This window comes from Methylotenera versatilis 79, assembly GCF_000384375.1.
GTDB lineage: Bacteria > Pseudomonadota > Gammaproteobacteria > Burkholderiales > Methylophilaceae > Methylotenera_A > Methylotenera_A versatilis_B.
Window position 1 is genome coordinate 1,792,911 of record NZ_ARVX01000001.1, and the last position, 20,232, is coordinate 1,813,142.

The 20,232-nt window shown below is 41.7% G+C and carries 16 protein-coding genes; 10 read left to right on the forward strand and 6 right to left on the reverse strand.

Annotated elements, in window-relative coordinates; all coding sequences use genetic code 11:
* The first annotated feature begins 11 nt into the window (after nt 1–11).
* On the forward strand, nt 12–953 hold the full coding sequence (locus tag METVE_RS0108755) for a hypothetical protein (RefSeq protein WP_020168095.1): 942 nt from the start codon (nt 12–14) through the stop codon (nt 951–953).
* A gap of 198 nt (nt 954–1,151) precedes the next feature.
* On the opposite strand, the gene METVE_RS0108760 is transcribed toward METVE_RS0108755, so the two are convergent.
* The 4 genes from METVE_RS0108760 to METVE_RS0108775 all read right to left on the reverse strand — a co-directional run bounded on the left by METVE_RS0108760 (nt 1,152) and on the right by METVE_RS0108775 (nt 4,543).
* Nucleotides 1,152–1,535, reverse strand: a complete 384-nt coding sequence (locus METVE_RS0108760) for an MliC family protein (RefSeq protein WP_020168096.1) — start codon at nt 1,533–1,535, stop codon at nt 1,152–1,154.
* A gap of 31 nt (nt 1,536–1,566) precedes the next feature.
* Nucleotides 1,567–2,595 (reverse strand): CobW family GTP-binding protein, encoded by a 1,029-nt coding sequence (locus tag METVE_RS0108765; protein ID WP_020168097.1) that lies wholly within the window; start codon nt 2,593–2,595, stop codon nt 1,567–1,569.
* 70 nt (nt 2,596–2,665) lie between these two features.
* The gene (zigA, locus tag METVE_RS0108770) at nt 2,666–3,901 is read right to left on the reverse strand and encodes a zinc metallochaperone GTPase ZigA (protein WP_020168098.1); all 1,236 of its coding nucleotides are present in this window, start codon (nt 3,899–3,901) and stop codon (nt 2,666–2,668) included.
* Nucleotides 3,902–4,138: 237 nt separating this feature from the next.
* Complete coding sequence (locus METVE_RS0108775; protein WP_020168099.1) at nt 4,139–4,543, reverse strand: Fur family transcriptional regulator; 405 nt, start codon at nt 4,541–4,543, stop codon at nt 4,139–4,141.
* A 196-nt stretch (nt 4,544–4,739) separates the two neighbouring features.
* Here METVE_RS0108775 and METVE_RS0108785 point away from each other — a divergent pair, with 196 nt between their 5' ends.
* The 4 genes from METVE_RS0108785 (at nt 4,740) to METVE_RS0108800 (ending at nt 9,174) form a co-directional block, all read left to right on the forward strand.
* The gene (locus METVE_RS0108785) at nt 4,740–6,725 is read left to right on the forward strand and encodes a ribonuclease catalytic domain-containing protein (RefSeq protein ID WP_020168101.1); all 1,986 of its coding nucleotides are present in this window, start codon (nt 4,740–4,742) and stop codon (nt 6,723–6,725) included.
* Nucleotides 6,726–6,731: 6 nt separating this feature from the next.
* Nucleotides 6,732–7,505: a polyamine aminopropyltransferase gene (locus tag METVE_RS0108790; protein ID WP_020168102.1), complete on the forward strand. Its 774-nt coding sequence runs from the start codon at nt 6,732–6,734 to the stop codon at nt 7,503–7,505.
* 86 nt (nt 7,506–7,591) lie between these two features.
* Entirely contained in the window at nt 7,592–8,734 is a 1,143-nt protein-coding gene (locus tag METVE_RS0108795) for a THUMP domain-containing class I SAM-dependent RNA methyltransferase (RefSeq protein ID WP_020168103.1), read from the forward strand.
* 80 nt (nt 8,735–8,814) lie between these two features.
* Nucleotides 8,815–9,174 (forward strand): nucleotide pyrophosphohydrolase, encoded by a 360-nt coding sequence (locus tag METVE_RS0108800; RefSeq protein WP_020168104.1) that lies wholly within the window; start codon nt 8,815–8,817, stop codon nt 9,172–9,174.
* Nucleotides 9,175–9,282: 108 nt separating this feature from the next.
* Here METVE_RS0108800 and tpx read toward each other — a convergent pair whose 3' ends face one another.
* The gene (tpx, locus tag METVE_RS0108805; protein ID WP_020168105.1) at nt 9,283–9,786 is read right to left on the reverse strand and encodes a thiol peroxidase; all 504 of its coding nucleotides are present in this window, start codon (nt 9,784–9,786) and stop codon (nt 9,283–9,285) included.
* Between the two features lie 160 nt (nt 9,787–9,946).
* A complete protein-coding gene (locus tag METVE_RS0108810; RefSeq protein ID WP_020168106.1) occupies nt 9,947–11,107 on the reverse strand; it encodes an FIST signal transduction protein in 1,161 nt (386 codons plus the stop codon).
* 314 nt (nt 11,108–11,421) lie between these two features.
* Here METVE_RS0108810 and METVE_RS0108815 point away from each other — a divergent pair, with 314 nt between their 5' ends.
* The 5 genes from METVE_RS0108815 (at nt 11,422) to METVE_RS0108840 (ending at nt 20,174) form a co-directional block, all read left to right on the forward strand.
* Entirely contained in the window at nt 11,422–11,817 is a 396-nt protein-coding gene (locus tag METVE_RS0108815; protein WP_198290325.1) for a response regulator, read from the forward strand.
* A gap of 94 nt (nt 11,818–11,911) precedes the next feature.
* Nucleotides 11,912–12,280 carry a response regulator gene (locus METVE_RS0108820; RefSeq protein WP_020168108.1) on the forward strand — a complete coding sequence of 123 codons (369 nt, stop codon included), beginning with the start codon at nt 11,912–11,914 and terminating at the stop codon, nt 12,278–12,280.
* Nucleotides 12,281–12,338: 58 nt separating this feature from the next.
* Nucleotides 12,339–12,863, forward strand: coding sequence for a chemotaxis protein CheW (locus METVE_RS0108825; RefSeq protein WP_020168109.1), 525 nt, complete (start codon nt 12,339–12,341; stop codon nt 12,861–12,863).
* Nucleotides 12,864–13,039: 176 nt separating this feature from the next.
* Nucleotides 13,040–14,773, forward strand: a complete 1,734-nt coding sequence (locus METVE_RS0108835; RefSeq protein ID WP_020168111.1) for a methyl-accepting chemotaxis protein — start codon at nt 13,040–13,042, stop codon at nt 14,771–14,773.
* A gap of 28 nt (nt 14,774–14,801) precedes the next feature.
* A complete protein-coding gene (locus METVE_RS0108840) occupies nt 14,802–20,174 on the forward strand; it encodes a hybrid sensor histidine kinase/response regulator (protein WP_020168112.1) in 5,373 nt (1,790 codons plus the stop codon).
* Nucleotides 20,175–20,232 lie beyond the last annotated feature (58 nt).

Sequence of the window (20,232 nt, forward strand, 5' to 3'; positions counted from 1 at the left end):
CAATTTAGTTAATGAACAATTTAGATAATAATTTCGACAATAGCATTGATGATTTTTTGCAAAAACCGCGCGGTGACAAGGTTTTTCGCATTCAATTTAGCCGTAACACGCTTATTGCAGTCATCATTTCTTTGTTGATTCATGCGTTTGTCGCGTTTTTCGCCATGCCGAAATTTGAGCCAGAAAAAGCAGAATTGCCAGCGCGTGAGTTAGAAGTGAGCTTGGCACCGCCGACACCAGAAAAAAAAGTGGCTGAGAATCCAGTAGAAACGCCATCTACGCCAGTTGAAGTGGTACCTGAGCCAAAACCTAAGCCAAAAGTCATCACACAAAAAGCGAACAAACCCGTTAAAAAGCCCGCATTTAAAGTGCCCGATGTTTTAGCAACAAAAGAACCTGCGCCAGAAAAAGTACCACCGAATTTGAGCATTCCGAAAGAATCGACGCCAACTGAAGCGCCACCAGATGAGGCGCCAGTGGATATGATGGCGTATGTGAATCAACAACGCTCAAAACGTGCGGCGCAAGAATCAGACGCGGCGCGCCAGAATGCAGAAGCAACGGCGCGTGAATTAGGTCCGACTGCAGAGCAAAAACGAGATGAGAATATAAAGCGTAATTTTCAAACAGGCGTAAATGGTATTTTTGAAATAACCGAAATGAATACATTATCACGCACCGCCAAATTTACATTTAACGGTTGGACAAACAATTTTAGTAGTGCAAGAAAAGAGTTTTTTGAAGTACAGGCAAAGTCAGGCCAAGACGTGCGCTTGATGATGATCAAAAAAATGATTGCACTGATTCGACAACATTATCAGGGCGATTTTAACTGGGAATCACATCGCATGAATCGCACGATTGTGATGTCTGCAAGGCCAGAAGACAACGCTGGCCTAGAAGAGTTTATGATGCTGGAATTTTTTGGAAATAATTACAAGACGGCTTTTTAAATGCAAAAATGTTTTTTTAGCATAAATAGTGGGTTAAGTTTTCAGCAAAATCAGATCAACTTAACACTTAAATATCACTAAAATTGCTGCATTAATGCTGACTAAATCATCGCAATACTTAACACTCAAATAAACCTAATTTTTAACTTAAGCTAACTTGTAATCTCATATATATTTAACTTCAGCTAATTTTTAATCTTAACTAGCTTTAATCTCACAGCGCTCTGCAAGCATTCTGCCCACAGACCACATCGCTTCACTTCCTTCGCCTCTGAACGTGTGTCTGCCATTGCTATACATAAAGCCAGAAGCTGTTTTTTGCACAGGTAAAGTGATTAATGTTTCGTCTGCCAATGTAACATTGGCGGCAACATTTTTAACTTCATATTTAGGCATGCTATTTCTACCACCACGCACCGTAGTAAAGCCTTTTTCTGTATACGTGACGCTAAAACTAGTACCGCGATCGCATGCATAATGTGTTGGTTTTGCAGCTTTTGGCGCAGTCACGCAAGCACTGATAATGCCTGCTGTTACACAGATTAACGATATTACAAGGATACTTATTTTTTTGCGTTGCATAATTGTAGCTTTCTAAACAGGTGTCTTAAGTTTATACCTGCATCAGTGTTTTCCTAATGCTTAACTCGTCTAAACCCTTACCAATAATCACAATGCGTGAAATCGGTTCATCTTCATCCCAGCCCTCGAGCAGCGTGGGTGGGTAGGGCGTAAAATGTACGGCGTGAATCGCTAACGGTGCGGGTTGGTCTTCGGCATGGATGATACCTTTTAAGCGCAGTAAGTTTTTACCGTGTGTTTGACACAGGTTTAGAATCACTGGTTTCAAATCGCGCCAATTAAGCGGTTTTGGCATAAACACGGTAAAGCTCACGATTTCATCGTCATGTGCTTTTTGCGGTAAAGTGCCTTTTGGTCTTGCTGTGTTCGGCGCGCGTAACCAACGTTGTGGCTCTGCTTGTTTGGTCGTAACATCAAATAAACCAACATCAATCACAAATTGCGGATCTAACTCACCATTTAAAACGCGATGTTGCGTAGCGCCTGGATTGATTGCGATGAGTTTTTCTTGTAACTGATCTATTTGCTCAAGCGTGGCTAAATCGGTTTTGGTGAGCAATAACACATCAGCTACTGCCACTTGTTTCAGCGCTTCATTGTTATCCGCAATCTGCTGTAAGCCATATACTGCATCGATGGTCACGACAACTGCATCTAGCCTGTAAGTCGATTCAATTACTGGCTCATTCATCAAATTGCCCAAAATCGGGCCAGGATCCGCCATGCCAGTGGTTTCGATAACTAAACGTTTAAATTCTGGAATCGCTTGCAGTGCGCGTTTAAAAAATAAGTCGCGCATGGTATCTGCCAGCTCATTTTTAAGCGTGCAACATAAACAGCCGCTACTTAATAAAACCGTATTATCGGTAATATGCTCGTTCTCAATATTTTCTGCCAGATTGCTATTGGCAAATATTTGGTCTAAACCTGCATCACCCAGCTCGTTAATAATCACGGCGGTGTCTTTCATGGCGGGGTCATGCAGTAATTTATTCAATAGTGTAGTTTTCCCACTGCCTAAAAAGCCAGTGAGCAAGGTGACGGGAATGCGTTTATCCATTATGTTTTTTTGCTGATATTGATTAATAGTTGAAAGATGGATTTTAGCTGAAATGCGGATTGAATGTCGCTTAAGCAATTTCTAAATCTGACTCTACATTATGCTGATGCCAAATTGGAAAAGGGTCGCTAAGTGCTTTCCAGCTCTGCATATACTCGCCCATGTCACCCAATAGCATTTCGGTTGGTGTGAGTAAACAGCGGTCGAATTCGGCGATTAATGCCGCTTTATCCATGTCAATGCCGATCAATACCAATTCTTGTTGCCTGTCGCCAAATGGTTCTTGCCAGCGATTTTTAATCTCTTTCAATTGGTCAGTATCTTGTGGCCAATATTCTTTAGGTGTGGCTGTCCACCAAAATCCTGCTAATTCATTGCGCGATATCGCACCAGCTTGCGACCAACTGATGCAAAACTCTGGTCTGGATGCGATCCAAAAGTTACCTTTTGAGCGAATCACGCATGGCCATTCTTGACCGATATAATCATAGAATCGCTGCGGGTGAAAAGGGCGTCGTGCTTTATACACAAAGCTACTGATGCCATATTCTTCACTTTCTGGCACATGTTCACCACGTAATTTTTTCAACCAACCAGTGGCATCTTCGGCGGCTTCAAAGTTAAATAGGCCTGTATTCATCACCGTGTTCAGCGGTACTTTGCTAAATTGGCTGTGCACGATTTTTGCACGTGGATTAAAGGTTTTTAAAATACCTTCCAATTGGCCGATTTCATCGTGATTTAACAAATCGGTTTTATTTAATACCAACACATCGCAAAATTCAATTTGCTCAACAAGCAAATCAACCACGGTGCGCTCATCTTCATCGCCCATGCTTTCGCCACGTTCTGAAATCAAATCACGTGAGCTGTAATCTTTTAAAAAGTTAAAGCCATCGACCACTGTGACCATTGTGTCTAATTGCGCCACGTCGGATAAACTCAAGCCATCTTCACCGCGAAATGTAAACGTTTCCGCCACAGGCAATGGTTCTGAAATGCCTGTTGATTCAATTAACAAATAATCAAAACGTTTTTCTTTGGCTAAGCGGGTGATTTCGATGAGCAAATCTTCACGCAAGGTGCAGCAAATGCAGCCGTTACTCATTTCGACTAATTTTTCTTCGCTACGCGATAATTCAGCGCCGCCATTGCGTACCAATTGTGCGTCAATATTGATTTCGCTCATATCATTGACGATAACAGCGACGCGTTTTCCTTCTCGATTATTTAAAATGTGATTGAGTAACGTAGTTTTGCCTGCGCCTAGAAAGCCAGATAAAACCGTGACGGGAAGTTTTTTCATGCCGATTCCTTCAGGTATCCATCATCATGATTTTAATGCGCGCATTAATTAACTATGACAGATTTATACTGCGATTGAATTAAGTGCAACATTGTTGCAATTTCTGGCATGTTAACCACAATGAAAAATTAATGCAACAAAGTTGCATTTAAACACTAAGGCAAAAATTACAGGAAAAAGTAGGGAATCAGGATTTAAAGGCTAGAAAAAAGCTAAATAAAAAACTAGATATGAAAATTAAGGCTGGCAGTTGGCGCAAATACCATTAATGCTTAAATGTACATTTTTGACAGTGAATCGCTCAGGCAAACTTTGCGTGATGGCATCATCTACTTTATCTAAACAATAGACTTGTCCGCAATTAGTACATTCAAAATGCGCATGCTGATGTTGGCTAGGCTGTGTATTGGTCTTGAATCGCCGTGTTTTATCTGGGCTAATCACGCTATGCACAAAGCCTTGCGTACTTAACCAATCCAACACTCTGTAAATCGTCACACGGTCAATCGGTTCTGCGATTTTCTTTTGAATTTCAGGATGCGACAGCGGTAAAGGTGCATTTAATAAGGTATCTAACACCAATACCCGCGCGCTGGTCGGCGTTTGGGATTGCGCTTGTATTAACTCAAAGGCTTTGCTCATGGCACGAATATACCGTATTTTTAATGATGGAAACAACAGTAAATTTCACCAAGTTAAGCTGTTAACTAGCTTAAAAATGGAATTTAACAAGCTTAATTGTGTAGAACACTTTAAAATTATGCTTTTAAAATATTTGCCTCAAAATAATGGTTAACTTTTTGTTTACATTAATTTCCCCAATAGAAAAACTCACTAAATGAATGTGTTTTACGAAGAAGAAGGCAGCTTCAAAGTTGCTTCTATCATGTCAGAATCGCCAGCGGCTTTGCAGGTGGAATCCGTTTCTGGCAAACGTTCTAAAATCAAAACCAGCAATGTATTGATGCAATTTGAAGCGCCATTGTCCAGCTTTATGGATGCAGCACTTGCTGAAGCTGAAAGCTTAGAAATCGATTTCTTGTGGGAATGTTGCGGTGAACCAGAATTCGCTTTCGAGGATTTAGCTACGGAATATTATGGCAAGAAACCTAGTCCAATCGAAGCAGCCGCAACAGCAATAAAACTGCACAGCGCACCGATGTATTTTTACCGCAAAGGCAAAGGTCGTTATAAAGCTGCGCCTGCGGATACGCTTAAATTAGCGTTGGCAGCAGTAGAGCGTAAAAAATTGCAGGCCGAACAAATGGCGGTTTGGGTGACGCAATTGAACAATAAGCAATTGCCAGAAGGATTTGCCGCTAAAGCGGATACGCTGATTTACAACCCTGATAAAAACAGCATGGAATGGAAAGCCATTGATGAAGCCGCGCAAACCTCTGGCCGATTAGCACTAACCGTTATGGCAGATTGTGGCTTGATTCAAAATGCGCATGATTACCATTTAGGCGCATTTTTGCGCGAAATGTTTCCAGATAAAGATGGCAAAAGTGGAACTGATTTCTCTGCTTTTGAGCAGGTTGAAATTTTGGATGAATTGCCGTTGGCGACAGCTGAATGCTTCAGTATAGACGATGCTACAACCACTGAAATCGATGATGCATTCAGTTTAGAAACGTTGCCGAACGGCAATACGCGCGTCGGCATTCATATCGCCGCACCTAGTTTGGGCGTACCAGTCGATTCCAGTTTGGATGCGATCGTATTGTCACGATTGTCTACGGTTTATATGCCCGGCAACAAAATTACTATGTTGCCTGAAAGTATCGTTAAACCATTTAGTTTGGATGCGGGCGAAACTAAACCTGCGTTGAGTTTATATTTGGACATGACGTCTGATTTTGAAATTGTTGCGCATGAAACACGTTTAGAAAAAATCAAGATTGCGGATAATTTGCGGCACGATGAGATTGAGCCGTTTTTTAATGAAAACACGTTGGAAACAGATAGCGGACATGCTTATTGGACAAAGCTTAAGTTGCTGTTTACGCTGGCCGAAAAGCTAGAAATAGCACGTGGCAAAGCAGACCCAAATCGTGCGCCACAAATTGACTATAATTTTTATGTGAATGACGGAATCGTACAAATTGTCGCGCGCGAACGTGGCTCGCCGATGGATAAATTAGTGGCAGAGTTAATGATTTACGCCAATAGTCATTGGGGCGGTTTGTTGAAAGAGGCTGGTTTTGCGGGTATTTATCGCGCGCAAACTGGCGGCAAAGTGTTTATGACAACTACCGCAGAACCGCATCAAGGTTTGGGCGTAGCGCAATATGCTTGGAGCACGTCACCATTACGTCGCGCGGTGGACTTAGTCAATCAGCGCCAGTTAATCGCTCTATTGAAGAGTGAACCTGCGCCGTACAATGTCGCGGATGGAAAGCTAAACGTCATCATGCGTAATTTTGACCAAACTTACAGCGCATACAGTGAGTTTCAAACGCGTATGGAACGTTACTGGTGCTTGCAATATTTGATTCAGGAACAACTGACGGAAGTGACCGCCACCATATGGCGCGAAAATTTAGTGCGTATCGACGGTATGTTTTTTATTACCAAAGTGCCTAGCATTCCAGCGACAGGCTCTTCAGAACTAAAAGTAGGCACGAAAATCAGCTTGGAGATCAAACATATTGATCCTTTATTAATGGAATTAAACTGTAAATTTAAAGCCGTTATTGCGGTCAATATAGATTCGGTCGAAACAACTGCTCAAGAAGTAGAATTTCTAGAAATAGCGCCTGATGAAGAGGTCATATCAGATTCAGAGCTAGCGATTGTGGTTGAAGAAGATGCTGAGAGCTAATACGAAATGCTGAGATTCAATCGAAAAATTCATAAAAGTGTGGAAGATGACAATATAGTTGAAGTGTCAGAAACCAGCGGAATACGTTCGTTGCATCTCGGTTCGGTGACGATTCAAAGCAGCATGAAAGTGAAAGATCCGTTTGCGTTAGAACTCACTTACACGCGTGGCATGATGGGATTTTTACTCTTTTCAGAATCAGTCAAAACAGTGCTGACCATCGGTTTGGGTGGTGGATCTGTGCCTAAATATATCTATGCTAACTGTCCGAACATCAAGCAAACGATTGTAGAAATCAATCCGCAAATTATCAGCATCGCGCGTAGCCATTTTTTTGTGCCAGATAATGACGACAGATTTAACGTGATTGAAAGCGATGGCATTGCTTACTTGGCTGATCATCAAAACAGTACCGATTGTTTGATGATTGACGCGTTTGATCGCTTCGGCATTCCGCCTAACTTTTGTAGCCAGGATTTTTTCGATAGCTGCGAAATGACTTTAACCAATAACGGCATTTTTGCTATTAACTTGTGGGGAAGTGACAAAAATTTCGATGTTTACTTGCAGCGCATAGAGCAAAGTTTTAATCATCACACCTTAATGTTGCCGACAGGAAAACCCGGCAATATTGTAGTATTTGGTTTTAAACGCGCAACGTTGTTGAATGAGAAAAAATTGAGAGAGCGTGCAAAAACGCTCCAAGCCACGCATAACATCGAGTTTTTAAATTTTGTTGAGAAACTGTGCGAACATAATCATCATTATCAAGATAGTTAACCCGTTTAAAGTCACAATAAATCAATATCATTAAAATACCAGCTAATTAAAATTAGCTAAATTGAATAAGAAATGACAACTAACCAATGATAAATCAATATTTTGCCACTTGCCCACGCGGACTTGAAGCTTTGCTGGTAAACGAGCTAAAAGCAAGTAACGCAAAAGACATCAAGCCGACCGATGGCGGCGTGGGTTTTGCGGGAGAGTTAAGCGTTTGCTATCACGCCAACTTACATTCACGCATCGCCACGCGTATTCTGATGCAAGCAGCGCAGGGAAAGTACGCGACAGAAGATGATTTGTATCAAGCGGCTTATAAGCTTAATTGGCCAAACTGGTTTGATGTAAAACACGACTTTATGGTGAAAGTGACGGGCGTAAAATGTCCACTTAAAAGCTTGGAGTTCGCCACTTTGCGCATTAAAGATGCGATTTGCGATAAGTTTAGACAAGTCGTGAATTCGCGTCCGTATATTGATACTAAAACGCCAGCGGTTCGTGTGCACGCTTACTTAACCGCAGATAGTTACGTTTATTATGTCGATACTTCTGGCGATGCTTTGTATCAGCGCGGCAACCGAAAAGCCAGTATTGAAGCACCTTTGCGTGAAAATTTAGCAGCGGGAATCTTACAATTATCAGGCTGGCAAGTTGGGCAGCCTTTATTAGACCCAATGTGCGGTAGCGGAACTTTTTTGCTGGAAGCCGCGATGATGGCGTTACATATTGCGCCAGGATTAAAGCGTGATTTTGGTTTTGAACGACTCAAGAATTTCGAGTCTGATACTTGGAAAAAGATTAAAAATACCGCGCTTAAAAATGTAAAGCCGGCTACTTTCCAAAAACTATATGGTTCTGACAGTGATTTGCGCGCAGTTCGCATCGCCAAGCAAAACTTAACCGAGGCAGGTTTGGATGAAGCGGTGCAATTGTCGCAAAACAATATCACTGAAGTCGTACCGCCAGCAGACAGCGGCGTGCTAGTCGCTAATCCGCCATACGGCGTGCGCATTGGCGAGGATGAGGAGTTGGCTTTGCTTTATCCAAAAATGGGCGAAGCGTTAAAACGTAAATTTGCGGGCTGGAATACCTACTTTTTAACCAATGATTTACGTTTGCCAAAACTCATGCGGTTAACGCCAAGTAAACGGACGCCTTTATTTAATGGCCCGTTGGAATGTCGATTATTTGAAATTAAAATGGTGGCTGGAAGTAATAGAAAGTAGCTTTATAAAGTTACCGGAATAAAGATACTTAACACTAAAAAACAGTCAAAAATCATCGCTAATTTAAGGTTAACTGAATAATGCAAAATCAGGATTCATTAGTAAATTTACGTAATCGCCTCAATGATTTTGTTAACGAGCGCGATTGGGCGCAGTTTCATACACCTAAAAATCTAGCCATGGCAATGATTGTGGAAGCGGCTGAGTTAGTTGAGCATTTTCAATGGGATACGCCAGCAGACAGCCAGCAATTAACACCTGAAAAACGCGAGGCAGTGAGCCATGAATTGGCCGATACTTTTGTGTATTTATTAAGAATAGCGGAAGTATTGAATATCGATTTAATCAATGCGGCCAACAAAAAGATCGATTTAAATGCGTTGAAATATCCGGTGGAAAAAGCCAAAGGTAGTAATGCCAAATATACAGAATATCTCTAACGTACCTACGATTTTCACCTAGATTCTTAATTAAATTCTGATTCATTAAGTCAAAATAAAAAAGCCAGCATAGCTGGCTTTTTTATCGCACTTTATATAACGAAGCGCTTATTTCAATACAGCTAAAGCCGCATCATAATTTGGTTCGTTAGCGATTTCTGGCACTAATTCAATATATTTAATGACGTTATTTTCATCAATCACAATCACTGAGCGTGCAGCCAAACCAGCTAGTTTGCTAGTGAACAATAGCACGCCGTAATTCATCAAGAAATCACGACCACGCATTGTGGATAGATTCACTACATTTTCAATGCCTTCTGCTGCACAGAAACGTGTTTGCGCAAATGGCAAATCCGCAGAAATATTTAATACCACTGTATTAGTTAAACCAGCAGCATGTTTATTGAAAGCACGCACAGACATCGCGCAAGTTGGTGTATCTACACTTGGGAAAATATTGAGCACTTTACGTTTGCCCGCGTACGTTTCTAATGTAACGTCTGCTAATGCCTTATCGACTAAAGTGAAATTAGGCGCAGTACTGCCAACTTTTGGCAAATTACCTGCAACGTCAACTGGATTGCCTTTGAGGGTGACTGAGCTTGACATGATTTTTTCCTTTTTTGAATGATATAAAGCGCCCTAGAATTAGCGCATTTATTAATGTAACTATGATAAAACAAAAAGCACCTGTTTAAAACAGGTGCTTATCGATTTACAGCAATTAACGCTTAAATTAGATTAAAAGTTAACAGACATTAATCATCAATTAAGCCAGTAAATTCTCACTTAAATAACCAATTGTCATGGTTTGATTATGCAACACGCTATCTGTTGTATTAGGGCGTGGCGCTAATTCGCCATATGAGTAAAAGCCAGTCAAACTAGTTTGAGGGCCTAGAATCTGTTGTACTAGTTTTATTTCATCGCCCACCAGTTCAGCCATTACGCCTTTGCGGCCGACGCAACTAACACAAATTGCCAAACCAGTTTGGTTGGTTTTGTTGGCGCTTAAGCCATCCATCACTAAATTCGCAGCTGCACCTGCGCCGTCTACCAGCCGATCATGATTGGTTTGGCACAGACGTACGGTTTCACCTTCATCCACATTGCCAGCAAATGTTAAGCTATTATTTTTAGCATCAACTGCTAATAAGGTACGGATTTTCTCTACATCACGTTTACCTTCTTCAATTACTGCGAGTGGAAATTTTAAACCTGTGCCTGGTAGACCTTTTGAGAATGCCTCACCGATATACATTCTATAGAGTGGAAGCGCTGGTTTGCCATCCATTTCGAAAACCACGTTTTTTTCAGATTTGGTGACAGTACGCGGTGGGCCATAAGGTTTCCAGCCACCTAATGCGCCACTTGCAGTGATTAAAGCGTTGCCGTATAAGCCAACCGCAATCACAAGATTATCTGAAACGATATCGTTAAAAAGCTGCAGGGTTTTAACAAATGCACCGCCATCGCCCGCAAGCCCGCCAACGATTGGTATATCGCCCAACACACTTTGAAAGCCTTTTAATAATTCTGAGCCATTCACATTTAAGCCGTCAGAGATGACTAATACAGTGCGTAAGTTATCGGATTTTAATTGTTTTGCTAAACCAGCTGCGGCTTCAAAAGAGCTTTGCATGCCAGACATTTTGGTTTGAGCAACGCGCTGAATAGTTTTTTCCCACTGAATCGCGGTGATTTGAATGCTATCGTCTAATACGCCATTTGGGCTGATTTCACCAGAAGTGGTACAGCCGATCACTTGCGCGGTTGGGTAGCGCGACTTTAAAAAACTTTGTAATTTGCCTTCGTTAAATCTTTTGACAGAGCCAAATACTAAAACCAAATTAGCGTTCGCCAGCGGTGATGCGCTGGGTAAATCTTTAAGCGCCATTTTGGAATCTACAGATTCTTGTCTTATAAGCATTATTCTTCGCTCCCCATCATGCAATTATTTTTTATAGCATCTAAAAATAATTGTAATTTATACATTAATTATAGAGTATTGTTAAAGTATATTATTACAAATATTATGTAAGTGTTGCAAATTGATTGAAAAAATGTAATATTTTGTGTGTGCTAACAAATGTTGCTCAACTTAAAGTTGTTAATGAGTTGTTAAAAGAATAAAGTAAAAACATTTTTTTAGATAGAGTATTTATAATTTGGCTATATAAACGCGCTTTTATATAGCAGGGGAGTATTAAAGTGGCCCAAGCAAATCTGGCTGGTACTAAAGTAATGGTCATTGACGATAGCAATACCATTCGGCGCAGTGCTGAGATATTTCTTAAATCAGCTGGTTGTGAAGTGATTCTGGCCGAAGATGGCTTTGATGCATTAGCAAAAATCGCCGACCAACATCCTCAAATTATCTTTGTCGATATTATGATGCCGCGCTTAGATGGCTATCAAACTTGTGCGCTAATCAAACGTAACAGTCGTTTTAAATCCACTCCAGTCATTATGTTGTCCAGCAAAGATGGTCTGTTTGACCGCGCGCGCGGTCGCATGGCGGGTTCTGATCAGTATTTAACCAAGCCTTTTACGCAAGATACTTTAATTGATGCCATCAATACGTACACCAGCGAGGCTTATCTTAATAGTAAAAAAAGTACAGAAAATATCGTTGATTAGTCAGATTGATTATAAATAAACGATTTGATTATTGAGCGCGTAATGTATAACTGATCATAAGTAACTCTAATTAAGTAACTGGGAGAGAATAAAAATGGCGATTAATAAAATTCTAATTGTGGATGATTCAGCAACGGATCGTTTTTATCTAACAGAGTTGTTAGAGTCTGAAGGTTATCAAGTGGTTGCTTTAGAAAGTGGCGAGGCTTGCGTGGAGCGCGCAGCTGGCATTGCGCCCGACTTGGTTATTATCGATATTATTATGACTGGATTAACTGGCTTTCAAGCTGCGAGATCCTTAACAAAAGATGCTGCCACCGCCAAAATCCCCGTTTTTTTATGTTCAGGAAAATTGCAGATAACCGATCATGCATGGGCAGAAAAAATGGGCGCAAAAGGCTGTTTATTAAAGCCTATTCAAAAAAGTGATTTAAAAGCGTTGATTGAAAAACTAGGCGCATAATTAAATCGGCGCATCAATTTAATACGTACAATTTGCAAAACTAGGAACGACGTAATCCATGTCAAAACAATCACAATTACGCGAGTATCAAACTAATATTTTAGCTAGATTAGAAAATGCTAAAAAAGCCGGTGCTGAATCGCCAGCAGGTTATTTAGGCGTTGTCATTGGTGGAAAAAACGTATTGGTAAATTTGCAGGAAATCAGCGAAACCTTACCAATCATGGATATTCAGCGCGTTCCACTGGTTAAATCGTGGTTTTTAGGCGTGGCAAATGTGCGCGGCGTGTTGTACGCCATTAACGATTTAGCGCAATTATTAGAAAACACACTGACTAATATTTCATCCAATGCGCGTTTATTGCTGATCAGCGATTCAGTCACTAATAATGTGGCTTTTTTAGTCGATAAATTAATTGGTTTGCGTAAGCTAGATGAGATGAAGCTAAATGAAACGTTAGCCGATGACAGTATTTGTTTGAAAAACCAAACTTATCAGGACGATGAAAATCGCCTTTGGTATTTATTGGATTGCGATAAATTAGTGCGCTCGAAAGATTTTACAACACCTTATGCAACCTAATTATGCAAGCTAAGTGTGGCTTGCATTTGGTGTGATTGTGTTTTTGATTAGTTGGTTTTTAGAGTAAAAAAATGGTTAAGTAGGTTTGATAATTAGTTTTAGTCGTTAATTGGTTAAGTTTAATATTCAAATATTGTTTGTTTGAAGTGATTAAGTAAGACTTAAAAGGAATCAACATGGCATTAAATACGCAAGCAATCAAAGAGTTTCCAGCAAAATTACTGCAAATATTCAGCAAAAGCTCAGCTGAAGGTGGTGGTCGAGGATACGGGCAAGTAATCGGACCGGTAATTGGTTTGATTATTTTTATTATTTTGGCCTTCTACGTGATTAGCCAGGTGCGCGTTGGTGGTCCAGTTTACGATAAGATTAAAACAAACGATGCATTACGTGCGGATATTTTGCCGCCACCACTTTATGCAGTGGATGCGTTCGCGGCGGTGAATGAAGCATATGTGGCGACTTCAAACTCGGATTATCAAAAACGTGATAGAAAACTAGCCGAAGTAAAAGCGGCCGAAGCGGAATACAACAGACGCGTTGAGTACTGGAAAAGCAATCTTAACTTAGACACGATGGGCGGCGCATTTCAAGCGGTGCTTAAATCTAACGAGAACTTTTATCGCATTTATAATAAAGACTTTGAAGTAGCGATTAAATTAGGTGCGATTGCCGCAGCAAAACCATTGGGTGATTTAGCTAGTGCTTATGAAATTAACAAGCAAACAGTTCTAGCATTGAATGCTGATGTACAAAAAGAATCTGTAAATATTGCTGAATCCAGTAATAAATTAGTGAATACCATTCTAATCGCGCTAGCTTTGTTGGGTGTGTTGATTGTATTTTTGATTGCGTATTTTGGTTCGCGTCAGGTGAAACAGATTGAAAGCGCGGTGTTGATGCTGGAAAATGACGGTCAACAAAACCAAATGGCGGTGCTTAACTTACTAGACGAAATGGGCGATTTGGCGGACGGTGACTTAACGGTACGCGCAGAGGTAAAAGAGAATATTACTGGCGCGATTGCTGACTCCATTAACTACACGATTGATAGTTTGCGTGATTTGGTGACGGGAATTAACCGTGCGTCAGAGCAGGTGAATACCGCGACAGGACAAGCGCAAGCCACTTCAGTTGGTTTGTTGTCTGCTGCAGAAAAACAATCGAAACAAATTACAGAAACAACGGATGCGGTTTCGAATATGACGCGTTCAATCTTGCAAGTATCCAGCAACGCTAGTCAGGCGTCACAAGTTGCGCAACGCTCATTACAAGCGGCTACGCAAGGTTCGCAAGCGGTACAAAATACCATTGCAGGTATGAATGGTATTCGTGAGCAAATTCAAGAAACATCAAAACGCATCAAGCGCTTGGGTGAAAGCTCACAGGAGATTGGTGAGATCGTGGAGCTGATTTCTGATATTACTGAACAAACCAATATTTTGGCGTTGAACGCGGCGATTCAAGCGGCTTCTGCGGGTGAAGCAGGTCGCGGGTTTACAGTGGTTGCGGAAGAGGTGCAACGATTAGCGGAACGTTCATCTGAAGCGACTAAGCAGATTGGTGCGATTGTAAAAACTATTCAAACCGATACCAACTCTGCAGTTGCCGCGATGGAGAAAAGTACAGAGGGTGTGGTAGAAGGTGCAAGATTGTCTGATGCGGCGGGTCAAGCGCTGACCGAGATTGAAACCGTTACCAATAGCTTGGCACGATTGATTCAGTCGATTTCTAGCGCAACAGAAGCGCAAACTGAAGTGGCTTCTACCGTGACAAAAAACATGCAGCAAATTCAGGAAATTACATCGCAAACCACTGAAGGTACTAAACAAACGGCGGAATCAGTCGGACAATTAACAACCTTGGCAGAAGAGTTGCGAGAATCAGTAGCTGGCTTTAAATTGGCTTAAGTTAACTATAACGTGGAGTCGAATTTAAGTGTCTGAAAATTTTGATATAGGCCCTTTAACTTGGGTTAAAGACCAGATAGATCAATCACTTGCTGCTGTTTTAGATAATCTAAAATCAGTACAAGGCAATTTGCATGACACCGCCCCGATGCGTTTTTCGCAAACGCATTTATACCAAGCATCTGGCGCGCTGGATATGGTGGGTTTGGAAGGATGTAAACGTTTTTGTACTGAGTTAGAAAAGTTAGCGAGTCGTTTAGACAAAAAAACACTGGATGCGACGCCAGAACTGATGGATGCATTTGTGAAAGCAGTTGAGGCTTTGCAAACTTATCTGCAAGATTTACTGAATGGCGCACCTGATATTCCATTGCGCTTATATTCAATTATCAATCCTATCGTCTTGGCACTTGGCGAAACGATGGATGAAAGCGAATTGTTTTTCCCTGATACCACTAATAGCGCACCGAAAGACTTGCCTTCTAAACAATTGGAAGCTGCAGAATATCCAGCATTTATTGTCGAACAGCGCATCAACTATCAAAAATCTTTATTAGGCTGGCTACAAACAAAGCAAAGTAATGCGCTGCATTTGATGACGGAAGCGGTGAGCAATGTTAGCCAAGCGCAGAAAAAGAATAGCGAAAAAACTTTATGGTGGGCGGCGAGCGCATTTACTGAATCGTTAGAGCAAAAAGAAATTGCTGAAAATATTGGTGCAAAACGCCTATGCCGCAAGCTAGATCAAGAGTTGCGCAATCTTGCTGAAGGCGTAACTAAACCGCACAGCAACTTATTGCGCGATATTTTGTATTATGTGGCGATTAGCAATGTAGACAGAGATAACGTCCAAAAAGTAAAGGAAGTGTTTGAACTGAATCTTTTGGTCGATAAGAAAAACACAGTTAGTTTTGATGCAAGCTCAATTGATGCAATTGAGTTAACGGTTGTAGAAGAGTTAATTACGCAGCTAGAAGCGTTGCGTGAATTGTGGGATGACGTATCGAATACCATTGATTTTAGCAAAGTAGATGCCACCGCCAGTTTTGCGCAAGTGGACGTGGATAATGTGTTAATCACCAAGTTTTCTGACACACTGGCCGTTAGCCAAGCATTCACGCAGCAATTAAGCCAAGTGGTTGTGATTGATTTGTACGCCGCTTTACAACTTGCCAGCAATACTTTGCGCGATGATGCGACTAAAGTGAATCATGCTGCCTTGATTGAAGTTGCCGCTGCACTTAATTTGTTAGAGACTTCGCTGAACCATTATCAGCATTTAGATGCAGACCGCGTACAAAAATTACTGTCTGAAATGCATCGATTAGAAGCGATTTCATCTGGTGAAAGTTATGATCGATTAGATGGTGAAAGAACGGGCGAACTTGATCGCGACACGATAAAAGCGCTGGTTACGCAGATTAAAGAATCACTCAAAACCACGGAGCAAGCGTTGGATAGCTTTTTCCGCAATCCAGTGGAAAAATCACCGCTTGCATTAACCGCTAAACCGTTGAAACAAGTTGCGGCTGTTTTTGATATGTTAGGTTTAGCCACACCGACTGCTATCGTGAAAGCGAGTAATCGTTTAGTCGAACAGTTTCAAACCGAAGACTATGTGCCAAAGCAACAGCATTTTGAGTTGGTCGCAGAAAGTTTGAGTATGGTTGGCATTTATGCCGATGAAATGCCAAAAATACGTCCTGAATCAGAATCGGCGCTTGAGTCTGCTGTCGTGCGTCTGACAGATATTCTTGCAGAAGCGGGTATTCAATTTAATGTTGATGGTTTACAAGAAGGTGATTCAATTAGCAAGACCTCAGACCAAGCTGTGCTTGATTCGATTACTGAAACTTCTAATTACTCAAACCAGAACCTATCAGAAAAAACAACAGACTCAGCGTCTAAATTAGTCACCAGTGCTAGCGACGTCATGGTGATTGACCAAGCCTTTGATGCAGAACTGTTGGATATTTATCTGACGGAAGCAGAGGAAGTGCTGGCGCATATCGCTCAAAATTGCCAAGCGTTGCGCGTGAATGTGACAGATAGTGAAGCATTGGTTGAAGTTAGGCGTAGTTATCACACGTTAAAAGGCAGTGGACGTACCGTTGGTTTAACTGTGATGGGTGATATTGCTGGCCAAGTAGAGCAGTTTTTAAACGGTGTTTTAGATAAAAAATCGTTGCTTGAAGCGTCGCAAATTGCAGGGATAGAGCAAATGAGTGCGGCTTTTGCTGATTGGGCAGCAGAGCTACGCGCAAATGGGCAAGTTGAAATCAATCAAACAGCGTGGTCTGCCCGCGCGGCATCACTTTCTCAAGCGACTGAGAACAATGTTGTTCAAGATGCAGACGTTCAAACTTCCCCAGGATTAGAGTCCGATGCAGAGCAATCTGAAACTATTAACGCGGAAAATGCACAGTCAGAGCAACTACCAGTTAAAGACTTAACACCTAAAAAAGCCAAGAAAACAGAGCCTCAAGTGTTAATCGGCGGTACACGAAAAATGAGTCGTGCTTTCTATGATATTTTTGTTAAAGAAAGTATGCAAAATATCACCATCTTAGAACAGGACGTTGCCAAACTCATCGCAGATGCAAACTTAACACCATCACCAGCAGCAAAAGTGGCGATTCACACGCTGGCTAGCAATGCACTTGCGGCAGAATTTAAGCCAATGGGCGAACTGGGCCGCGCATTGGAAGCTTGGTTAAATGAAGTTGAAACTTGGACGCCACAACACACTGCTTTATTTGGCAACACGGTTAAATCTCTTTCTACCATGTGGGTGAAAATTTCAGAGTTGCGCAATCCACGTTCTGCCAGGGCATTGATTGAAGTGCTTAACGAAGCAACCGACCAAGCGCGACAAAATAAAGCCTTAACGGTGACATTCAATGAAGTGCTGGAGTCGGTAGAAGAAATTACTTTCACCTTGCCAGACGTTTTAATACCAAATGAAATAATTCAGACTGACGTTCCTAGTGTTGAGATATTGACTGAAGTTAGCGTGCCTAACTTTAATCAAGGCGTTGACTCATCAGAAAACATAGTTGTTAATCCAGTTGAAACAACTGCCAACGATTTAATAGAAGTCAGTCATGACGATTATGAAGTTAAATTAGTCACTGAAGGTAAGGCTTATAGCAGTACAGCAATTAATGCTGATGATAGCAATATAGATTTGAACAAAGCGCAGGTTGATCAAGAGCTTCTCACCATGTTCATCGAAGAAGCGCGCGAAATTCTGCCTGAAATCGGGTCGGAATTGCGCGCTTGGCGTGCCAACCCCAAACAATCAGAACATCCAGATGCGTTACAGCGTGCTTTGCACACGTTAAAAGGCAGTGCGCGCATGGCAGGTCAATCTGGCTTGGGCGATGCTGTGCATGAGATGGAAGATTTGGTGATTCGCTCACTCAAACGTAAAACGGTCGAGATTGATTTTGACAATATGTTTGTCGATTTAGACAAAATCGGTAGTTATTTTGAAGAGGCACTAGAAAGTACGCCAGCCGAAACAATCAATGCAATTAAGCAGCAAGATGCGCCGCCATCAGGCCGTGTAACGGATCGTAAAGCGCAATTTTTGCGTATGCGCGCAGATACTCTGGACCGATTGATTAACGATGCGGGTGAGATTTCAATCACGCGTTCGCGCATGGATAGAGAGATTAGCGGCGTTAAACAATCTTCAAACGATTTAACTGAGAGCGTGACACGTTTACGTAATTATTTACGTGAATTGGAAATCGAAGCGGAAACACAGCTGCAATCTCGTTTGAATATTTTGCAGGAATCGAATGAGAATTTTGACCCGTTAGAGTTTGACCGATTTACACGCCTGCAAGAATTAACACGCATGATTGCTGAGAGCGTGAACGATGTGGCGACCATTCAGCATGGTTTGTTATCGCATTTAGGCCAATCTGAAGCGGCATTGCAACAGCAAAACCGTATGAACCGTGATTTACAACAAACGCTGCTAGGTGTACGAATGTTGCCATTCCAGCAAATTGCAGAGCGTTTACAGCGTATCGTGCGGCAAACGGCACGTGAGCTTAAAAAGTCGGCAGATTTAGTGATTGTTGGCGAAACGACAGAAATCGATCGTAGCGTGTTGGATAAATTGGGTGCGCCATTAGAGCATTTACTGCGTAACGCCGTCGCGCATGGATTAGAGTCGCCAGCGGAACGCAAAAAACAAGGCAAAGCGCCAATTGGCAAGATTGAGCTGAAAATACGCCAAGAGAACGATGAAATTCATATTACTGTTACCGATGATGGCGCAGGTATAAACTTGCAGCGCGTAAAAGAAAAAGCCATTAAAAATAAACTGATCGATGAAGCTGCTGAAATGACAGAACAGTCATTGATGTCGATTATTTTTGAATCAGGCTTTTCAACGGCAGATAAAGTGTCGCAAATTTCTGGTCGAGGTGTTGGCTTAGATGTGGTGCGCAATGATATTAGCGGCTTGGGCGGACGTGTTGATTTAAATAGCGAGTTTGGTAAAGGTACGGTATTTAACGTGCATTTACCTGTCACGTTAACAGTGGCGCAGGTACTTGCTGTGCGCTCAGGTGATTTGATTTATGCGTTGCCAGTCGGCATGATTGAGCAAGCGCAGAAAATCAAGCGTCAAGATTTAGTTAACGCCTACAGCACAGGCGAAATCAACTGGGCGGGCAAACAATATCCGATTCATTATTTATCTAAATTATTAGACCACGAAGAGCATCAGCCAGAAGACTATAATTATTCTTCTGTATTATTGCTACGCAGCGGTTCGTATAACATTGCGCTGCATATTGATGAGGTGATTGGCAATCAAGAGGCGGTGATGAAGCCGATTGGCGCGCAACTAGCACGTGTACCAGGCATTGTTGGCGCGACAGTTGCGGGTGACGGTAAGATCATGTTGATTATTAATCCAGTGCAACTGGCTAATCGTGAAATATTAGCGGTCGGCAGTGTAGTGGTTAAAGCGGCCAAAAAAGCCGCTAAAGTAATCAATAAACCGCGCGCTTTGGTAGTGGATGATTCACTGACGATGCGCAAGGTGTTAGGTCGGTTGCTTGAGCGCGAAGGTTTTGAAGTGCTGATAGCGAAAGATGGTATGGATGCTATGCAAGTATTGCAACAATCGACACCAGATATTATTTTAACTGACATCGAAATGCCGCGTATGGACGGTTTTGGTTTGGCACGAAATATTCGAGATGATGCGCGTACCGCAAAAACACCGTTGATTATGATTAGCTCACGTACAGCAGATAAACATCAGAATTTGGCGAAAGAAATTGGCGTGGATGCTTTCTTTGGTAAGCCTGTGCAAGATGAGGAATTAATGAGTAAGGTCAATGAGTTGCTGACTAAAAAGCGAACTAAACACTAATTTAACAGCTTAGTTAACACGTAAAAACCGCTAGACTTTTAATTAAGTCTAGCGGTTT